Consider the following 17177-nt stretch of genomic DNA (forward strand, 5'->3'; position numbering starts at 1 on the left):
TTATGAGTTCCTACCGGAACTAATCTTTTGGTGGCGCTGGTGCTAAGACTTCTCGGTTACCGTTATGACCTGGAGCACTTACGATACCTTGAGCTTCAAGTTGCTCGACAATACGTGCAGCACGGTTGTAGCCAATCTTGAATCGACGCTGTACACCTGAAACTGAGCCACGACGTGAATGAACAACGTGTTCTACCACCTGATCAAACAGAGGATCGACCTCTTCATCACCTTCCATCTTCTCACCCGGAAGCAAGGTTTCTGGAGTTTGTTCGCCGTTGGTGATTTCATCAATATAGTTTGGCTTACCACGCGCTTTCCAGTTATTCACGACTGCGTGTACATCGTCATCAGATGCAAAGGCACCGTGAACACGAGTTGTATGGCTAGAACCAGGAGGCAAGTAAAGCATATCACCCATGCCCAATAGTGATTCCGCACCACCTTGGTCAAGGATAGTTCGTGAATCCGTTTTAGTTGATACCGTAAAGGCCACACGGGTTGGAATGTTCGCTTTAATAAGACCAGTAATAACATCCACTGATGGACGTTGCGTCGCTAGGATCAAGTGAACACCCGCCGCACGTGCTTTTTGTGCCAAACGTGCAATCAGTTCTTCAACCTTCTTACCAACCACCATGATTAGGTCGGCAAATTCATCAACGATAACCACAATGTAAGGCAGTTTCTCAAGCAATGGCGCTTCTGGGTCCATGCTGTCGCCAGGCTTCCACAGTGGATCGTGAATTGGGTGACCCGCTTCCGCTGCCATCTTAAGCTTATCGTTGTAACCTTTAATGTTACGAACGCCTAATGCTGACATCAGCTTATAACGTCGTTCCATCTCGCCAACACACCAACGAAGGGCGTTCGACGCATCTTTCATGTCGGTTACCACTTCAGACAATAGATGAGGAATACCCTCATAAACCGATAGCTCAAGCATTTTCGGGTCGATCATGATGAAGCGAACATCTTCCGGTGATGCTTTGTAAAGCATACTCAGAATCATTACGTTCACACCTACCGACTTACCAGAACCGGTTGTACCTGCAACCAGAACGTGAGGCATTTTCGATAGATCAGCAATAACGGCTTCACCAGCGATGTCTTGTCCTAGAACCACTGTCGTTGGCGATTTCGCTTCTTGGAACTGAGGGCTAGCAACCACGTCTGAGAAGAATACCGTTTGGCGACTCATATTCGGCAGTTCTAAGCCAACATAAGGTTTACCCGGAATCACTTCTACGACACGTACTGCCAATGCAGAGAGCGAACGCGCTAAGTCCATAGAAAGGCCAGAAATACGGCTTACTTTCACACCTGGAGCCAGATCAAGTTCGAATCGAGTGATTACTGGACCTGGGAAAATGTCGACAACGTCTGCTTTGATCTTGTAGTCCGCTAGCTTAGATTCAACAAGACGAGCAATTGCCTCTAGCGCATCACGGTCAATAAAGGTTTCACGCTTTTCAGGGTGGAATAACAATTCAAGCGTGGGTAATGGCTCAGCAGGCTTAGGTAAATTAACATCTTGTTGAACCAAGAACGGATTCTGCGCCGCTGCCATATTCGCTTGGGCTTCAGAAACAATGCTTTGGAATGCGGCGACATCTTGATCTTGATGCGCAGGTTCTTCTTCCGTTACTTCTTCCCAAGGAAGATCAACAGTTGGCTCTAGGTTTTGTGCTGTTGGCTGTTCAGGTTCTGAATGTTCTTCTTGATAAGGGAAAGGTTCAAACTGTTCTTCGATTAATGCTGCGTCAGCTAATTCAGCTTCAGCCTGTTCTGATTCAAGCTCTGAGCCCTGTTGGTAGCTTTGCTCTTCCGTAACATCAAACGGTGAAGGTTGTGCAGAGAAATCGTCTTCCACGGTTGCTTCTGGCTCGCCCATAGGTGAAGCGTATAAAGATTCAGGTTGAACATCTTCAGAACCAAATTCGCCATTTACTTGTGGTGAGCTATCTAATTCTGGTTCAGCACTTTTAAGGTCAGCATGAGCAGGGCCAACTTCTGGTTGTTCGTTCTGCATGTATTGTTGGTAAGCAACCTGAGAATCATGCGCGTCAACCTGATCTTGTTCTGCTAGGTCATCTTCATACATGGCCGCATTTTCTAGCTGCTCTATCGTTGCATTCAACTGTTTAGAGCGCTCAATACCTTCTTCTAGCGGTTCTTCTGGCGCTTGGTAAACAGCTGCTGCAGGGATCGTTTGCTCTGACTCAATTACCGCTTGAGGCTGAACCTGAGGTTCTTCATGAACAGGAGCTTCTTGCTTCGCAGGAGCATCGACAGGCATATGAATATTGTAATGACGCTTCGGCGATGCAGCATTGTCTCGCGCATTTGTCGCCACGTCTGCCGACTCATTGGTCGCAGAAAAACTCATCGCAGGATCTAGCGGATCATGCTCTGTTGATTCTTTGTTGCCTTCTATAGCAGGAACATCGCGGTAAGTTGGCGCTTGATGCTGCTGATGACGTTCTTCGATTAAATCGCGGTCTGCTGATTCTCTTAATTGAGGCTCAAGCAGCTCTTGGTCTTGACCACGAGCCTTATTAACAGTAGACGTGAAAAATTTGATGGCACATTCACCCAACCATTCCACAATGCTTAGCCAAGAGATACCGGTTAATAGAGTGAAACCAGCACCCCATAAGAAAAGAAGAACCAGCGTACTACCAAGAACATTCAACGTTGGAAGTGCAAGGCTTGTTAAAACGTCACCTACCACGCCACCGGATGAAAAGTACCAGATGTCGTCAAAGTTGATATCCGCTAAACCACAACTCGTAAGAATTAGGATAGTCAGGCCAAGTAAGCGAGTGCCCCACAGCATGAAGTCGATCTGCTCGTCTTCATTACGTTTGCGGAATAAAACCCACGCAGCAACCGTCACTAAGATAGGCAGAGGGTAAGCCAAAGAGCCAAATACGAAGAAAAGCGTATCCGCCAACCAAGCACCTAGGTAGCCACCCGCATTTTGAATGTCACCACCCCACGCCGTTTGCGACCATGATGGGTCTGCAGGACTAAAAGTTAATAACGCAACGGCAAGTAGAATAGAGAAGAGAACACCGAGAATCAGACTGCACTCTTTGAGACGTTGAGAACCACTCAAACGAGGAGACTGAGGCTCTTCACTCGTTTTAATGATTGTTTCTACTTTATTACTGCTCTGCTTGAACATAAACCAACTTAATAATTAAACGGGATAAAAACATCTCGAGCGGCCAAAGCCGCTCGTTTCAATGAAACTACTGTTGATTTAACCATATCAAACAGAAAAACCCAATTCCAGAAAGCAAGAAAGCGGAACAAATGTCCGCTTTCTTTCATTTCACCAATTGTGACTAACGAGTTTTAATCACAAGTTGATTGGTTTGTTTCACTTCTTCCATTACTACGTAAGTTCGAGTGTCGTTTACGCCCGGTAGACGAAGTAACGTATCACCCAGTAGCTTACGGTAAGCACCCATATCAGATACACGTGTTTTTAGAAGATAGTCAAAATCACCCGACACTAAATGACACTCTTGGATGTCATCCAGTTTCTGCACAGCGGTGTTGAATTGTTCGAACACATCTGGCGCACCACGGTTCAACGTAATTTCAACAAACACTAAAAGTGAAGCATCAAGGTACTGTGGGTTCAGCAACGCTGTGTACCCAGTAATGTAACCTTGACGTTCTAAACGACGAACACGTTCAAGACATGGAGTTGGAGAAAGTCCTACTCGTTTTGAGAGTTCAACGTTTGAGATACGACCGTCTTTTTGCAACTCATTAAGAATGTTGCGGTCAATACGATCTAGTTCCTTGGACGGCTTCTTATAATTGTCTGCCATTTTTTATTCCACCTTATTACTTCCTTGCAAAAAAATATACTACAACTTTTTAATATTCAGTATCAAATTTTATCTAAACCTATCTATACTAGATATTAATTCGACAGAATTACCCTACACATAGATAAAACAACCAAAATAAAATGAGGAGTCAGGATGATCATTGGCGTACCTAAGGAAATCAAGAACCACGAATACCGCGTTGGTATGACCCCAGCTAGCGTGAGAGAACTAATCTCACACGGCCACCAAGTTTTTGTAGAAACCAATGCCGGTACTGGTATCGGTTTTTCAGACGATGATTACATCGCTGTAGGCGCATCCATTCTTCCTACTGCTGCTGACGTTTTCGCGAAAGCAGAGATGATTGTAAAGGTTAAAGAACCTCAAGCTGTCGAGCGAGCTATGCTTCGCGAAGGGCAAATATTATTTACCTATTTACACCTTGCACCAGATTTTCCACAAACTGAAGAGCTTATCAAGAGCAAAGCTGTCTGCGTAGCCTATGAGACTGTAACAGATAATATGGGTCGCTTGCCACTATTAGCACCAATGTCTGAAGTAGCTGGTCGTATGTCTATTCAAGCAGGTGCACAAACATTAGAGAAATCTAACGGTGGTTGTGGTCTTCTTCTTGGTGGCGTTCCAGGTGTTGAACCAGCAAAAGTTGTTGTTGTTGGTGGCGGTGTTGTAGGTGCTAACGCAGCACGTATGGCTGTAGGCCTTCGCGCTGATGTTACAATTCTTGACCGTAACGTAGATACACTGCGTCGACTTGATGAAGAATTCCAAGGTCGCGCAAAAGTGGTTTATTCTACTGAAGACGCCATTGAGAAGCATGTTCTAGAAGCAGACCTAGTAATTGGTGCAGTACTAATTCCTGGCGCAGCAGCTCCAAAATTGGTTACAAAAGAGCACATCGCTAAGATGAAGCCAGGTTCAGCAGTTGTTGATGTTGCAATCGACCAAGGCGGTTGTTTCGAGACTTCTCACGCAACCACTCACGCAGACCCAACTTACATTGTTGATGACGTAGTTCACTACTGTGTTGCAAACATGCCTGGCGCTGTTGCTCGTACTTCAACTTACGCACTAAACAATGCAACACTTCCTTACATTGTTAAGCTAGCGAACAAAGGCTACCGCGAAGCACTTCTATCTGATGAAGGCTTCCTAGAAGGTCTAAACGTTATTCACGGTAAAGTAACTTGTAAAGAAGTTGCAGAAAGCTTTGACCTTGAATACGTAGACCCAACAGAAGCAATCGCAATGTTTAACTAATGATGTAATGACTAACTGAACGCAATAATCTTCTCGTTGAAGCGTTCAGTTAACTCATACACATTAAACAAAAAGCCAGTACGACATTATGTCGCGCTGGCTTTTTTGCATTAATGGATTTAGTTCGTAAAAACACGTAACAGTACGGTTTACCACTAGCGCTCGATTTTAACCCCATGAATCAATAGATTTCTTGGCGTAATACTGCGTTCACAGAACTCTTCAATCGTAGCTTCATAACCTTGCTCTTGCAGATAGATAGCGCGATCTAAAGCCAGCCATATCTCTAATGGTCGTCTAAAGACTTGTTGAACCAAACTCAGCTTTTCCATTTCCCAGAAAAGCGCTTCGCCTTGAATCAAATAAGAGTCAAAATCAATATCTGAGCCCAGCGATAGCTCTTTCACTTCAGATGCCCAACGGCAGAAAGATTCAAAACCCTCAGCTAACTCTGATTTTTTGATGCTCGGTACAGGAATGTATTCGTCAATGTTAAGTTCAGCCTTAAGCAACTGGCTGAAGCCTAGACGATAGCTCATCTCTAGTTGACGATGTCTTTTTACTCTTTCACCACCAGTAACGGTTTCTTGAAGCGGGATTCTCAAGTCGCTCTTACTTAACGTTAATGCTGAGCTTTTCGCGATAGAAGACATCGCTTGATAGTTTTCGTCTCGAATAAGATGATAACAACAAGGAGAAATAGTGACCGCTGGTAGCCCATGTGACACTGACTTTTTAACTAGCTCAACATGAAGATCACCACAAGCATGAAGGGCCACGGCATGTTGGTACGAATTAAACACGTCATCGGCCTTGTCTGAAAACGCATCTCCTTGAACAAAATCCATCGCTAACTTCTGGTCATCCGCAATCTTTTGTCCGCTTTCGCATAACGATTGCTGCCATTCAAAGCTAGTGACTTTTTGATCCGATTGCTGAGATAGGATTCGACCAAGAAAGCCTTTACCAGAACACCACTCGAGCCACTCTTTGCCATGGTGATGGCATAATGCAGCCTCGCCCATTGCGACAATTTGATGTAGCTTTCGGCCAGGAATACCATCAGCAGTACCACGTGGGAGGTCTAAACCAACCAAAGCAGTGTTATCGAACTGGATGTTTTGGGTAGCAGTTTCTAATTCAGGTAGGAAACGAGTCAGTTCCTCAATCAAAAGCTGAGGCTGCTCTTTTAAGGTTTGAATGCTTTCATTATCTAAGCTTTCTAACCAATCAACGAGTGGACGATTGACCTCTTTCCACGGCTGCTGTTGAGTTTGGCATAGGTGAAAAGGCTCTGAACGCCAGTAAATCTGATGCTCTAGCAAAAATGAATCGAGTATTTTAAATCGTGAATGCATGCTTCCCCCTATGATGCGTGGATTGTAGGGGTAAGAGGTCGAAATGGAAAGGCCCGATAAAGAAAACGAAAACTAAAAGCCCAAAAGAAAAACGGCCTGCAAATACAGGCCGAATAAGAATCAAAATTTACACGATGAGATTAACGAACTGGCAGTTCGATATCTTTAAACATCTCTTCGATCTCTTCGTTCGATTTCAAAGAAATAGCTTGCTCAACCACAGGGCGAGTTAAGTGCGGTGCAAAACGCTCCATGAAATCAAACATGTAAGAACGCAAGAAGGTGCCTTTTCTAAAACCAATGCTAGTTGTGCTCGCACCAAATAGATGGCTCGCATCAATCGCAACCAAATCAGTATCTTGCTCGTGGTCAATAGCCATACTTGCAATTACACCAACACCAATGCCCATACGAACGTAGGTTTTGATTACGTCTGCATCGGTCGCAGTAAACACAACACGCGGTGTTAAACCTACTTTGTTAAACGCGGTATCAAGCTCAGAACGGCCAGTGAAACCAAATACATAAGTCACGAGAGAGTAAGCCGCAAGATCTTCGATCGTGATATTACGCTTCTGTGCCAGAGGGTGATCTTTGGTCACGACGATCGAACGGTTCCAGTGGTAACAAGGCAGCATAATCGCATCTTGGTAAAGGTGTAGCGCTTCCGTTGCAATCGCAAAATTCGCTGTACCTTTAGCGACGGCTTCTGACATTTGGCTTGGCGTACCTTGGTGCATGTGAAGCGATACTTTTGGATAGCGCGCCGTGAAACCTTTAATCACATCAGGCAGTGCATAACGAGCTTGAGTATGAGTCGTTGAAATATTCAATGTACCCATCTCTGGATGTGTGTGTTCACCCGCTACCGCTTTAATGCTTTCAACGCGCGCCAAAATCTCTTGAGAGATACGAATGATATCCTCACCCGCTTGGGTAACCTGCGTTAGATGCTTGCCGCTACGCTCAAAAATCTGAATGCCTAGTTCGTCTTCAAGTAATCTAACTTGCTTACTAATGCCAGGCTGAGATGTGTACAAACTCTCTGCTGTAGCTGAAACATTTAGGTTATGGTTTACAACCTCAACAATGTACTTCAGTTGCTGTAACTTCATATCTAACCTCGTAATCCTTTACTCATTTCTGTGCTAACTTATTTGCAAAGAGAGCGTTATAGTCGCGTGTAATATAATTAATAGTTATAACGCTTCGAACACAAAAATGACAGGAAAATTGAGTTTTTCTAGCTTAACAAACAAAAACATCACTAACGCTTTGCAACCCAACCCTCATTCTCATACATTAGTTGGTAAGTTTTGATTGCCGATTTCGCTCAACAAGAGATAATCAGAAATTGCAATTTACGAGTGCCGATACACAATGGAATCGTGTATCCTCTCCAGTTAGCTATAGAAAATAATAAGCAGACTCAAATATATGAATATTGGTTTAATAATCGTCTTAGTAGCCGTTCTTTTGGTGTTAGTTTTAGGCTACAACATCATGCTTCAATATAAAGTTAAGGTAGAAACAGCGAAGAAACAGGAAGCTTCTCGTTATCTAACCATTATTGACGGTACAGAAGAACTGATTGGCAACGCTCATCACATGCCGTTTAGCCAAGATCTTCTTGTATGCTTAAACAATCGAATTCTTGATGCATTAGAAAACATGTATCAACTCGATCCAAAAAATAAGCAGCTTGCCCAACGCATTGAAAGCGTAAAACAACAAATCACTCAGCTAAAAGAGAACTACAAAGGTGGCGAGAGTACCGCTTTCCGCGTACCAAGTAGTGACAAGCAAGCGATCATGATGCTTAAGTTAGTTAAACGCCTGCGTGATACGGTGCGCAACGAGCACAATAAAGGCCGTTTCGAGACTCAAGCTTATGTGGTTGAAAATGCTCGCCTAGAAACAATTCAAATCCGTATTAACATTGAAAATGTTATCAAACGTGCAAACGATTCGATTTCTCGCGGACAACCGGGAACAGCGATTCAGCTATTACGCAAAGGTATTGATGCTTTGGCGACTAAGAACGACTCGTACTCTAATCAAGCCAAAGAAAAGCTTCAACAGATGCTTAACGAGCTTGACCAGAAACGCCAAGACAAAAACGCTCAAGATTTGCAGCAGATGGAATCTAAAGAACGAGAAGACGATATGGATGCCCTCTTCGGTCAGAAGAAGAAATGGTAACAGTCTAACTCAACACTTAAAGGCCGCCTTATTTACATTAAATAGGCGGCCTTTTTTGTAGCTGTTGAATTTCCTTTCTCTGTATAGGGAGATCTCTTGAGCTGTGATAAAATCCCCGCATTATCAACAAAATTTCCCTGACCATGTATCAAGAATTACTCGCTCCAATCCACTCTTTTCTTAAAGCCGAAACGCCAGATTCATGGATAGATGAAGCCAAAAAGCCAGAAAATCTTCACATCATTCTACGCGATCACATGCTGTGTGAACTTAAGGCGGCACAGAGTGCTTTATTCCTTATTCGCAAGTACGCCGTCGATAAAGAAAGCGCGAAGCAACTGAATGAATGGATTTTGCCATACGAGCAATTTGCTTACCGTCGTATCGGAGACTTAGAGTCTCTGCGTGGTAAAAGCAACGTATCCAAGCAAATCACAGCGAAAGAAGGCTGTAATTACGGTGCTGACCTAATCGATAAGATGGTTTTACTGATCAAAGAAGAGCTGCATCACTTCTACCAAGTCATGGAGTTGATGGAGAAGAAAGGCGTGACTTACCAGCCAATCGAGGCGGGTCGTTACGCTAAGGGCTTGATCAAACAAGTTAAGACTTACGAGCCTGATGCTCTGGTTGATAAGCTTATCATCGGTGCGTTTATTGAAGCTCGCTCTTGTGAGCGCTTCGCTAAATTGGCTCCTTTCTTGGAAGAAGACATGGAGAAGTTTTACGTGTCTCTACTTCGCTCAGAAGCTCGCCACTACCAAGATTACCTTGAGCTAGCAGAACAGATCGCAGGGAAAGATATTTCAGAGCGTATTTCGCATTTTGCTCAAGTAGAAGCTGATCTTATCACTTCAGAAGACAGCGACTTCAAATTCCATAGTGGTGCTCCGGTTTAGGCTCCACACAGAACATTCAGTCCAGTTTAGACTAATCCAGACTAAAAAATTAAGGCCAGCAATTTGCTGGCCTTCTTTATTTATATCTCAATCCAAATATAGACTTAAGCAAGCGTACCGTTGATCTCTGCAAGTACAGCAGCAGGGTCTATCGCTTGCGTAATCGGACGACCAATAACAAGGTAGTCTGAACCTGATTCAATCGCTTTAGAAGGCGTCATGATGCGCTTCTGGTCACCCACATCTGCGCCGACAGGACGAATACCTGGAGTAACTAGCTTGAACTCTTGACCAAGTGCACCTTTAAGCAAAGAAGCCTCTTGTGCAGAACATACAACACCGTCTAAGCCAGAGTTTTTCGTTAGAGAAGCCAAGCGCATCACTTGTTGTTGTGGTTCAAGATCCAGACCGATACCCGCTAAGTCAGATTGCTCCATACTGGTGAGTACCGTTACACCGATTAACAGTGGACGATCTTTGCCATAAGGTTCTAAGATTTCGCGAGAAGCCGTCATCATACGCTCACCGCCACTTGCGTGTACGTTCACCATCCAAACACCCAGTTCAGCGGCAGCACGGACTGCTTTTGAACATGTGTTCGGGATGTCGTGGAATTTAAGGTCTAAAAATACTGAGAAACCACGCTTATGTAATTCACGAACAAATTCAGGGCCAAACAGGGTAAACATCTCTTTGCCCACTTTTAGGCGGCAAGATGCTGGGTCAATTCGATCGACAAAGGCTAACGCATCCGCTTGATTATCATAATCCAAGGCTACAATGATTTTTTGGTCGTTCATTTCATCTCCTAACGCAGTTAACTTTCTAAAAATTTCTAATCACCTAAGCAGGTGATAAATAACAGTCATAAAAATGCAGCCCGAAAGCTGCAATTAATAATTTGGTCTTAAAGTGACCACAAATCTATTCACCATCAAGCCCACGAATAGGCTTGATCGTCCCCCACCCTTTACATGAAGGGCAGTGCCAATACAAAGAGTGTGTCGAGAAACCACACTGACGACAACGGTAATGAGGCTTAACCTTAAGCTGTTCACCAACCATAGATTGAAGTGTGGTTAAGCTGTCTTTTGCTCGGCCTTCTTCTGCTTCCGCTAGGTGGTAATCGATTAATCGATAAAAACCTTTCATGGTTGGATTTTTAACAAGCTGCTTTGTCAGTAACTCTTGAGCAGAGCCTACATCTTCATGGTGAGCAACCAATTGCGCCAGCATCAGTTCAGCAGATACACCTGCTTTCTTCTGAATACACGCTTTGAGGAACTCGACCAATTGAGCTTCTTGTCCAAGCTTGTGGTAACACTCAGCAAGGGTTGGTAACACCTCACTGATAAAATCGATATCTTGTTCTAGTACCGACTCAAGACAATCAATTGTCTTTTGGTAATCTTCGTTCGCTAAGTGGAACTTCCCTAGCGCGATACTTGCACGAACACATTTAGGGTCTTCAGAAAGCGCCTTCTTAAAATGCTGGAGCGCTTTAGAACGATTACCATCGGCTTGTTCTTGCATTGCAAGTTCACACCAAAAATGCGCAACGGTCGCACGCATCTTCATTTTTTTCTTGCCGAGCTTAACTAAGATATTTCCGTAATGGATAGCCTTGTTCCACTCACGGGTCTGCTGATAAATAGCCACCAACTGCTGTAAAGCGCCCTCTTTATGGTCAGGTTCTTCTACAAGTTGTTCAAAGATTTTTTCAGCGCGATCAAGGAAGCCAGAGACCATGTAGTCTTTAGCTAATTGTTGCAGTGCGAGATTTTTCTGATCGAGGGTAAGCCCCGAACGAGAGATGAGATTTTGGTGAATACGAATAGCGCGGTCGACTTCGCCTCTTGAGCGGAACAAGTTGCCCAAAGCCAAGTGAGTATCGATGGTTTCATTGTCTACTTGAAGCAGCTCAATGAAGTGATCAACCGCTTTGTCAGATTGGTCTGACAGTAATAGGTTCAAACCCGTCACGTATTGACGGGAGATCTGGTGTGATTGCTTTTGTTTTTCTTGCTGAGCATTACGATTACCCATATACCAGCCATAAGCGGCTGCGATGGGCAAAAGTAAGAACAGTAACTCTAACATCAAATATAGCCTTTAAGCTTTAGTATCAGCAGCGACCTGCTTTGATTGCTTATTGAGTTGCTTCTTCAAGCGATGAATTTTTAGCTGAGACCGCATGTGCATATTACCAAAGACTAACCAAGCAAGGGCGAAGCCTGAAACGAATACAACACCTAATAAACTTGATAGGTGGAAGTCACCTTGCGCTAGCAGATAGTTGAAATTCACAGTTGCTTGGTTTTGAGAGCCTAAAGCCAGTGCAATTAGGAAAAGTGCGATAACGGCGACTATTTTTATAATTTTCATAGTTCATCACTCATTGGTTGGTTAGCTGTACGATTATGCAGGAAAATTACTAATCAGACCACCATATTATGGTCATAAAAAAGCGGCATACATTATAGTATGCCGCTTTTCTTAATTCCGATAAGTAGGCTACATTCCTGAGTTTACTCGTTCACGCAGCTCTTTACCTGGTTTGAAGTGAGGAACGTATTTACCTTCTAACTCAACCTTGTCACCAGTCTTTGGGTTACGTCCAACACGAGGCTCACGATAATGCAGAGAGAAACTGCCAAAACCGCGAATTTCGATTCGATCACCACTTTCTAGTGTTGAAGCCATATGCTCTAAAATGTCTTTTACAGCGTCTTCAATTTCTTTTGCAGAAAGATGCGTTTGCTCAGCGCACAGTCTTTCAATCAATTCAGACTTAGTCATAGTTACCCTCGTTGGTTTTCTTTTTAGAAATTATAGACCTATCGGAAAAATAAGCAAAAAAAAAGGAGCCTTACGGCTCCTTTCTTGGCTAGATAGCTATAATTCTCTTAATGAGAAGCTATTATTCGCCTTTAGCAGCTTTGAATGCGTCTGCCATTGCGTTACCGAACGCGCCTTCTTCAGACTTGTTCAGTGAAGCCATTGCTTCTTGCTCATCAGCTTCATCTTTAGCTTTGATAGATAGGTTGATTACGCGGTTCTTACGGTCTACACCAGTGAACTTCGCTTCAACGCTGTCGCCAACGCTTAGGATTAGAGATGCATCTTCGATACGGTCGCGAGAAACTTCAGAAGCGCGGATGTAACCTTCAACGCCTTCGATTAGCTCGATAGTAGCGCCTTTCGCGTCAACTGCAGTAACAGTACCGTTTACAAGAACACCTTTCTTGTTGTCAGCAACGTATGCGTTGAACGGGTCGTTTTCCATTTGCTTAACGCCAAGAGAAATACGCTCACGCTCTGCATCTACTGCTAGAACAACAGCAGAGATTTCGTCGCCTTTCTTGTATTCACGTACAGCTTCTTCGCCGGCAGCGTTCCAAGAAATGTCAGATAGGTGTACAAGACCGTCGATACCGCCTTCTAGACCGATGAAGATACCAAAGTCAGTGATAGACTTGATCTTACCAGTAACTTTGTCGCCCTTAGCTTGCATTTCTGCAAATGACTGCCATGGGTTAGCTTTACACTGTTTCAGACCTAGAGAGATACGACGACGTTCTTCGTCGATATCAAGAACCATAACCTCAACTTCGTCGCCAACATTAACAACTTTAGAAGGGTGGATGTTCTTGTTAGTCCAATCCATTTCAGAAACGTGTACTAGACCTTCAACGCCTTCTTCGATTTCAACGAAGCAGCCGTAGTCAGTTAGGTTTGTAACACGACCAGAAAGCTTGTGACCTTCTGGGTAACGCTTAGCGATTGCTACCCATGGATCTTCGCCTAGTTGCTTAAGACCTAGTGAAACACGAGTGCGCTCACGATCGAACTTAAGAACTTTAACTAGGATTTCGTCACCAACGTTAACGATCTCTGATGGGTGCTTAACGCGCTTCCAAGCCATATCTGTGATATGTAGAAGACCGTCAACACCGCCAAGGTCAACGAATGCACCGTAGTCAGTAAGGTTCTTAACGATACCTTTAACTTCAGTACCTTCTTGTAGAGTTTCAAGAAGTTCGTCACGCTCAACACTGTTTTCAGATTCGATAACAGCACGACGAGAAACAACAACGTTGTTACGCTTCTGGTCTAGCTTGATTACTTTGAACTCTAGCTCTTTGTTTTCTAGGTGAGCAGTGTCACGGATAGGACGTACGTCTACTAGAGAACCAGGAAGGAAAGCACGGATACCGTTAAGTTCAACAGTGAAACCGCCTTTAACTTTACCGTTGATGATACCAACAACAGTTTCAGCTTCTTCGCAAGCTTTCTCAAGTACGATCCAAGCTTCGTGACGCTTAGCTTTCTCACGAGAAAGTTGAGTTTCACCGAAACCATCTTCAACAGCGTCTAGAGCTACGTCTACTTCAGCACCAACTTCAACTTCAAGTTCGCCAGCAGCGTTCTTGAATTGTTCAGCAGGGATAGCAGATTCAGACTTAAGACCAGCGTCTACAAGAACGAAACCGTTCTCGATAGCTACTACAGTACCTTTAACGATGCTGCCTTGTTGGAATTCAGTTTCAGATAGAAACTCTTCAAAGAGTTGAGCAAAAGATTCAGTCATTATTTAATCTTCAATAATTAAACGTCCATGGGTATCCTACCGCATGGGGTTGATAAATTCGCCGGTCATCATCCTTGCGACCAACGTTCGTACTAGCTCGGCGAAATTACCCAGCCAGTTTCGATTCAATATAGTGTAGTGCTTTTTCTACTACCTGCTCAATATTCATTGAGGTGGAATCAAGCACTAGAGCATCCTCTGCAGGGCGAAGTGGCGCCACTGGACGATTACGATCTCGGTCGTCTCGCTCTTGGATCTCGCTCAAAAGGTCGTCAAATTTAACATCTAACCCCTTCTGTTGCAACTGTTTAAGGCGGCGACTCGCACGCTCTTCAGCACTTGCATCTAAAAATATTTTCGCTTCAGCTTCAGGAAACACAACAGTTCCCATGTCACGACCATCTGCAACCAAACCAGGCGCAGCGCTGAATGCACGTTGACGACGAAGCAGTGCTTCGCGAACGCGAGGTAAAGCAGCAACTTTTGAAGCCGCCATGCCTGTCTCTTCTTTACGAAGTTCACCAGACACATCTTCACCTTCTAGGATAACCTTAACTAAGTCGCCTTCAGCAATAAACTGCACGTCTAAGTGTGTAGCAAGCGGTACTAAAGCATCCTCTGATTCAGTATCCACACCATGGTGAATTGCCGCTAAAGCCAATACGCGATAGATCGCGCCTGAGTCTAGAAGATGAAAGCCTAGCTTATCTGCTAGCAACATACACAGGGTACCTTTACCTGCACCACTTGGTCCATCAACCGTAATCACTGGGCTTTGAGAAGGCATCTTTTACTCCACGTTTTGTCGTAAGTTTTATTCTGTACTAGCGATTCGCCACTACTTTATAGGCGGCATATTATAGAGAAAAATTGGAACTCGAGCGAGGTAAATCTCAGATAATTCCGTGTTGATGATGCATAAACCAATGCAACTATCCCAATATCCGTTTGCTTAGGTCAATAAGACACACACGCGCTTTTCGATAGCGCACTTTTCGGTAGATAGAAAAAAGCCTCGCAATAAGCAAGGCTCATGATTTTTCATTTTGTAGAGCAAAGAAGAACTCGCTCAAAGAAGCTTAGCCAATAATAGCTCGAACCGCTTCTAGGTCTTCAGGCGTATCAACACCAGCAGCCGGTGCTTCCGCCGCAACGTCTACGTGGATTTTTTCACCGTACCAAAGTACTCGTAATTGCTCTAGGCACTCAATACGTTCAAGAGTGCTTGGTTCCCAATTAATGTAGGTATTGATAAAACCCGCTCGGTAAGCATAGATACCAATATGACGAAGCAAAGGAGATTCCGCAGCTGTACCGTTGTTCGCGTAAGCATCGCGATCCCAAGGAATCGTCGCACGACTAAAATACAGTGCGTAACCGTCTTTATCCGTCACGACTTTTACAGCGTTAGGGTTAAACACTTCATCAGCATGAGTAATTTCCACACCTAACGTTGCCATCGGGGCTGTACTGTTAGCAAGATTGTTGGCAACCTGATTAATGATTGAAGGTGGGATAAGTGGCTCATCACCTTGAACATTCACGATAATATGATCATCAGGAATATTCATAACTTCAATCACTTCAGCTAGGCGTTCAGTGCCCGATTCGTGATTCGGTGATGTCATACAAACGGTCGCGCCAAATGCTTTAGCCGCTTTTTCAACTCGAGCGTCGTCGGTAGCGATAATAACGTTATCGGCACCCGCTTTCATTGACTGTTCGTATACCCATTGAATCATCGGCTTTCCACCAATGTCAGCAAGTGGCTTCCCTGGTAAACGGCTCGATTGGTATCTTGCAGGTATAACAACCGTATAAGACATTACTTACCCTCATCCATAGAAACGGTGCGAGCTTCAGGTTCTAAAAGAACAGGAATACCCTCTTTAATTGGGTAAGCAAGGCGATCAATTTTACAAACAAGCTCTTGCTTATCCTTGTCAAAAGTTAGTTTACCTTTACATACAGGGCAAGCAACGATCTCAAGTAGACGGTGATCCATAGTATTCCATAACCTCTTTTATTCTTTTTAAAATTTGCTGTTGCGAATCTTCATCAAACTGCGCAGAAACTGGAAGATACCACCAGTTATCTTGCGCATATTCTTCGCATTTTACAGCGTCTTTTTCTGTCATAATCAGATTCATACCTTTATTAGCTAAGGCATGAAGTTCATCTTTATCAAAATCTTGATGGTCGGCGAAGCCCTGTGTGAAAACCACATCACCATCAAGATCTTCCAATGTTTTAAAAAAGCGCGGTGGGTGGCCAATACCGGCAAAAGCCACCAGCTTGTGTAATTCTGCCACAGACCTTTTCTGACCAGTCTTTAGGTTAACTGCTTGGCTTGGAAGCAAAGACATCGAGAACTCTCGACCGTGCGCTTTACCGCCATTGTTTACCAAAAAGTCGACTTCATCTAAACGAGAAACCGGCTCTCGTAATGGACCTAAAGGAATCAAACTCTCACTACCAAAGCGTCTTGCGCCGTCGATAACTGCAAATTCAATGTCGCGTTCAAGCGCGTAATGCTGAAGGCCATCGTCAGTGATAATCACATCAACGCCTTTGCTCAGCAATGCTTTCACTGCGTTAGCTCGCACAGGGTCGACTGCGACTGGCGCACCAGTTCGCTTACGAATCAAGCGAGGTTCATCACCCGAATGCTCAGCTGGGGTATTTTCATCCAACACCAACGGATAGCTTGGTGCTTTTGCACCGTAGCCACGAGATACGACTCCGGGTTTAAAGCCGTGAGCCTGAAGCATCTCAACTAACCAAATCACAACCGGTGTTTTACCATTTCCACCAGCAGTAATATTGCCCACAACAATAACAGGTAAAGGCGGGCGGTAGGTCTCTTTATTCCCTGAGAGATAAGCGTCACGACGCCGACTACTGATCATTTTGAACAGCAGACTCAGTGGCCACAAAAGCGGCCAGAGAAGATATTTCAACGGGTGATTGTTAAACCAAATCTTTTCGATCACAACAA

16 protein-coding genes are annotated in these 17177 nt (G+C 44.1%); 3 read left to right on the top strand and 13 right to left on the bottom strand.

What is annotated here, in order from left to right; all coding sequences use genetic code 11:
• Nucleotides 1–19 precede the first annotated feature (19 nt).
• Both F0229_RS02875 and lrp read right to left on the bottom strand, forming a co-directional pair.
• Complete coding sequence (locus tag F0229_RS02875; RefSeq protein WP_171732194.1) at nt 20–3190, bottom strand: DNA translocase FtsK; 3171 nt, start codon at nt 3188–3190, stop codon at nt 20–22.
• Nucleotides 3191–3353: 163 nt separating this feature from the next.
• Nucleotides 3354–3848 (bottom strand): leucine-responsive transcriptional regulator Lrp, encoded by a 495-nt coding sequence (gene lrp / locus F0229_RS02880; protein ID WP_004734558.1) that lies wholly within the window; start codon nt 3846–3848, stop codon nt 3354–3356.
• A 156-nt stretch (nt 3849–4004) separates the two neighbouring features.
• On the opposite strand from lrp, the gene ald reads away from it, so the two are divergent.
• Nucleotides 4005–5129 (top strand): alanine dehydrogenase, encoded by a 1125-nt coding sequence (gene ald, locus F0229_RS02885; RefSeq protein ID WP_171732195.1) that lies wholly within the window; start codon nt 4005–4007, stop codon nt 5127–5129.
• A 155-nt stretch (nt 5130–5284) separates the two neighbouring features.
• On the opposite strand, the gene F0229_RS02890 is transcribed toward ald, so the two are convergent.
• Nucleotides 5285–6487 carry a methyltransferase gene (locus F0229_RS02890; protein WP_102393838.1) on the bottom strand — a complete coding sequence of 401 codons (1203 nt, stop codon included), beginning with the start codon at nt 6485–6487 and terminating at the stop codon, nt 5285–5287.
• A gap of 140 nt (nt 6488–6627) precedes the next feature.
• On the bottom strand, nt 6628–7602 hold the full coding sequence (gene cysB / locus F0229_RS02895) for an HTH-type transcriptional regulator CysB (protein WP_017060244.1): 975 nt from the start codon (nt 7600–7602) through the stop codon (nt 6628–6630).
• A gap of 322 nt (nt 7603–7924) precedes the next feature.
• Here cysB and F0229_RS02900 point away from each other — a divergent pair, with 322 nt between their 5' ends.
• On the top strand, nt 7925–8689 hold the full coding sequence (locus tag F0229_RS02900; protein ID WP_017060243.1) for a hypothetical protein: 765 nt from the start codon (nt 7925–7927) through the stop codon (nt 8687–8689).
• A gap of 143 nt (nt 8690–8832) precedes the next feature.
• On the top strand, nt 8833–9588 hold the full coding sequence (locus tag F0229_RS02905; RefSeq protein WP_017060242.1) for a tRNA-(ms[2]io[6]A)-hydroxylase: 756 nt from the start codon (nt 8833–8835) through the stop codon (nt 9586–9588).
• Between the two features lie 104 nt (nt 9589–9692).
• Here F0229_RS02905 and pyrF read toward each other — a convergent pair whose 3' ends face one another.
• The 9 genes from pyrF to lpxK all read right to left on the bottom strand — a co-directional run bounded on the left by pyrF (nt 9693) and on the right by lpxK (nt 17172).
• Nucleotides 9693–10388 (bottom strand): orotidine-5'-phosphate decarboxylase, encoded by a 696-nt coding sequence (pyrF, locus tag F0229_RS02910; RefSeq protein WP_017078954.1) that lies wholly within the window; start codon nt 10386–10388, stop codon nt 9693–9695.
• Between the two features lie 124 nt (nt 10389–10512).
• Complete coding sequence (gene lapB, locus F0229_RS02915) at nt 10513–11688, bottom strand: lipopolysaccharide assembly protein LapB (protein WP_017060240.1); 1176 nt, start codon at nt 11686–11688, stop codon at nt 10513–10515.
• Nucleotides 11689–11700: 12 nt separating this feature from the next.
• On the bottom strand, nt 11701–11973 hold the full coding sequence (locus F0229_RS02920; protein ID WP_017065308.1) for a LapA family protein: 273 nt from the start codon (nt 11971–11973) through the stop codon (nt 11701–11703).
• Between the two features lie 129 nt (nt 11974–12102).
• Nucleotides 12103–12387, bottom strand: coding sequence for an integration host factor subunit beta (gene ihfB, locus F0229_RS02925; RefSeq protein WP_017060238.1), 285 nt, complete (start codon nt 12385–12387; stop codon nt 12103–12105).
• Between the two features lie 121 nt (nt 12388–12508).
• A complete protein-coding gene (rpsA, locus tag F0229_RS02930; protein ID WP_010439921.1) occupies nt 12509–14179 on the bottom strand; it encodes a 30S ribosomal protein S1 in 1671 nt (556 codons plus the stop codon).
• Nucleotides 14180–14285: 106 nt separating this feature from the next.
• Nucleotides 14286–14966, bottom strand: a complete 681-nt coding sequence (gene cmk, locus F0229_RS02935) for a (d)CMP kinase (RefSeq protein WP_017060237.1) — start codon at nt 14964–14966, stop codon at nt 14286–14288.
• 292 nt (nt 14967–15258) lie between these two features.
• Nucleotides 15259–16005: a 3-deoxy-manno-octulosonate cytidylyltransferase gene (kdsB, locus tag F0229_RS02940; protein WP_017060236.1), complete on the bottom strand. Its 747-nt coding sequence runs from the start codon at nt 16003–16005 to the stop codon at nt 15259–15261.
• Nucleotides 16005–16184: a Trm112 family protein gene (locus F0229_RS02945; RefSeq protein WP_004736429.1), complete on the bottom strand. Its 180-nt coding sequence runs from the start codon at nt 16182–16184 to the stop codon at nt 16005–16007. Before F0229_RS02945 ends, kdsB begins: the two co-directional genes overlap by 1 nt.
• On the bottom strand, nt 16165–17172 hold the full coding sequence (gene lpxK, locus F0229_RS02950) for a tetraacyldisaccharide 4'-kinase (protein ID WP_171732220.1): 1008 nt from the start codon (nt 17170–17172) through the stop codon (nt 16165–16167). Before lpxK ends, F0229_RS02945 begins: the two co-directional genes overlap by 20 nt.
• Nucleotides 17173–17177 lie beyond the last annotated feature (5 nt).

The sequence above is a fragment of the Vibrio sp. AIC-3 genome (assembly GCF_013114515.1).
GTDB lineage: Bacteria > Pseudomonadota > Gammaproteobacteria > Enterobacterales > Vibrionaceae > Vibrio > Vibrio crassostreae_C.